This window comes from Microbacterium sp. P2_F9, assembly GCF_056403635.1.
The window spans coordinates 1-2,171 of the sequence record NZ_JBFUFC010000339.1 but is presented as its reverse complement, the minus strand read 5'-3'; the positions used below and the strand labels follow the sequence as shown (position 1 = coordinate 2,171).

Annotated in this window: 4 protein-coding genes; 2 read left to right on the top strand and 2 right to left on the bottom strand. The window is 71.2% G+C overall.

The features are described 5' to 3' along the window. The coding region (locus AC1DVT_RS19720; protein WP_477391035.1) for a zinc-binding alcohol dehydrogenase at window positions 1-459 on the top strand (459 nt) is incomplete at its 5' end. 13 nt (window positions 460-472) lie between these two features. Here the strand turns inward: AC1DVT_RS19720 and AC1DVT_RS19715 are convergent. Both AC1DVT_RS19715 and AC1DVT_RS19710 read right to left on the bottom strand, forming a co-directional pair. Further along, the gene (locus AC1DVT_RS19715) at window positions 473-853 is read right to left on the bottom strand and encodes a potassium transporter Trk (protein WP_477391033.1); all 381 of its coding nucleotides are present in this window, start codon (window positions 851-853) and stop codon (window positions 473-475) included. A gap of 60 nt (window positions 854-913) precedes the next feature. Further along, a complete protein-coding gene (locus AC1DVT_RS19710; protein WP_457099884.1) occupies window positions 914-1,282 on the bottom strand; it encodes a sterol carrier family protein in 369 nt (122 codons plus the stop codon). Window positions 1,283-1,333: 51 nt separating this feature from the next. Between AC1DVT_RS19710 and purD the strand changes: the two genes are divergently transcribed. Beyond that, the coding region (gene purD, locus AC1DVT_RS19705) for a phosphoribosylamine--glycine ligase (RefSeq protein ID WP_477391031.1) at window positions 1,334-2,171 on the top strand (838 nt) is incomplete at its 3' end.

Genomic DNA, 2,171 nt, shown 5'->3' with positions numbered 1-2,171 from the left:
GAGCAGGCGCAGGCGCGCCTAGAACGGCAGTGGCGCGAGTACTGGGCGATGACGGTCGAGCCGCAGGCGCATCCGTCGCCCGTCCCACTCGATCTCGTCGACGGGTTCGAGACGCTCGTGGCACTCCCCCTCGAGGGCTGCGACGATCTGCGCGAGGCGATGACCCCCTTCGGCGCGGAGGCGATCGCGTACTCGCAGTCGGCCAAGGAGCGCTACCGCAAGGACGCCGCCGCCAAGCCAGGGGTGTCGTATCGCGCGTATGCCAGCGCCATCGCCGAGCACGAGCGGCAGGTGGGCCGCCGTGCGCATTCGTTCGAGCTCAACGTGCAGGTGCTTCCGCTGACGCAGCGCGGGGTGTGGTGGATCGGATCGCTCACGATCGCGGTCACCGATGGCCTCCGGGGGGATGTCGCGGCCTTCGACGCCGCGATCCACCCGATCATCGCCGAACTCGCGTAGGGCGCCCGTCGGGTCAGTCGCCCGAGAGGGTCTGCACGGTCTCGCGATCGACCGTGGCTTCGCGCAGGTGCCTGCGGCTCCGCCGATCGAAGATGATCGCAGCGGTCCCCCCGAGCGCGAGACCCACCGGGATGAAGATGAAGGTGAGGAAGCCGAACACCGTCGTCGGGCTGTAGACCAGACCCGTGTTGGGGCTCGCGACACTCGTGCCGTTGAACGCGAACGTGAGGATCATCGCCGTCAGCAGCCCCAGCGCGGCACCGACGACGAGGAACACTGAGACCCGCGGCGCGCGTCGCACGGTCGCGCGCTCGATCCGGTCTTCCACGTGGGTCTCTTCGGGAAGGGATGCCGCGGCATCTGCTGGTTCGGGGGTCTGCGCCGTGTCGGCCATACCTCTATTGTCGCACCGGGCCGGGGCGCGCGGTTCGGGGTCAGGCCGGACGGAGCGGGGTCAGGGCCGGACGGGCAGCAGGTCGGTCAGGTCGGCCCGGGTGCCGGAGGCGTGGATGCGGCCGGAGGCCGCGGCATCCGTCCACTGCTCGACGCCCGTCGCGAGTGCGATCCAGGTGTCGGCGTCGACCTCGACGACATTCGGCGGCGTCCCACGCGTGTGCCGCGGACCCTCGAGCACCTGCACCGCCCCGAACGGCGGGACCCGCACCTCGACCGTGTGCCCCGGCGCCTTCTCGGCGAGCAGCTGCAGCAGGTAGCGAACGGCCGTGGCGCGGTCGGCCCGAGGCGGGTCGACGGAGGCCTCCCCGGCCGCACGCACGGACGCCAAGGCCGCGCGGCCTTCGTCGGTCGTGATCCTGCGGGGCATGGCTCCACGGTAGCCCTCAGTCAGGCCCGACCCCCTCGGTAGGCTGGCGGAGTGAAGATCCTCGTTCTCGGCTCGGGCGCGCGCGAGCACGCCATCATCCTCGCGCTGCGCTCGGAGGAGGCCGCGCACGAGGTGTTCGCGGCCCCCGGCAATGCCGGGATCGCCGCGGACGCGACGATCGTCGACCTCGATGCGAACAGTCCGGCTGCCGTCACCGAGTACGCGAATCTCGAGGCGATCGACCTCGTCGTGATCGGACCCGAGGCTCCGCTGGTCGCCGGTGTCGCCGATGCGCTGCGCAAGCGGGGCATCCCCGTGTTCGGCCCCGGCAAGGCCGCCGCCCAGCTCGAGGGATCGAAGGCGTTCGCGAAGCGGATCATGGATACCGCGGGAGTGCCGACCGGTCGCGCGCTGCGCGCCCACACCCGCATCGAACTCGCGGACGCGCTCGACGAGCTCGGAGCGCCCTATGTCGTCAAGGCCGACGGTCTCGCCGCCGGCAAGGGCGTCATCGTCACCGAGGATCGGGATGCCGCCCTCGCCCATGGCGACACTTACCTCGCGATCGGGCCGGTGCTCGTCGAGGAGTTCCTCGCCGGGCCCGAGGTGTCGCTCTTCTTCCTCAGCGACGGCGACCACGTGCTGCCGCTGAGCCCCGCCCAGGACTTCAAGCGCCTCCGCGACGGCGACGAGGGGCCGAACACCGGCGGCATGGGTGCGTACTCCCCGCTCCCCTGGCTCTCGCACGGCTTCGGCGGCGAAGAGGAGTTCGTCGACCTCGTCACGCGCACGGTCGCCGAGCCCGTCATCCGCACCATGGATGCCGAGGGCACCCCGTTCATCGGACTGCTCTACGCCGGGCTGATCCTCACCGACGACGGTGTGAAGG

Bases quoted from the DNA above. Each gene is read 5' to 3' on its own strand.
- AC1DVT_RS19715 (WP_477391033.1), bottom strand. From the start codon at position 853: ATGGCCGACACGGCGCAGACCCCCGAACCAGCAGATGCCGCGGCATCC.
- AC1DVT_RS19710 (WP_457099884.1), bottom strand. From the start codon at position 1,282: ATGCCCCGCAGGATCACGACCGACGAAGGCCGCGCGGCCTTGGCGTCC.